This is a genomic window from uncultured Duncaniella sp. (assembly GCF_910577345.1).
In the GTDB taxonomy this organism is placed as follows: Bacteria; Bacteroidota; Bacteroidia; order Bacteroidales; family Muribaculaceae; genus Duncaniella.
Map to the genome: position 1 here is coordinate 286 of NZ_CAJTMT010000069.1, position 249 is coordinate 534.

Here is a 249-nt window from a genome sequence, read left to right on the forward strand (position 1 = left end):
AAGACAAGTTACTATATTTGCACTGTGTTTTCATGGTATTAGATTTAAGGTTAAAGAACAACAGGACTGTCGGGATGACAGTCCTGTTGTTTGTTTTTCACATACTCTCCCGACCTCGCCCTCTAAAAAATCACTTTTTTCAAAAAAATTCGCCTTCGCGTGAACCTTTCCGGAATCACCCTTGTTATAAAGACAAGTTACTATATTTGCACTGTGTTTTCATGGTATTAGATTTAAGGTTAAAAAACA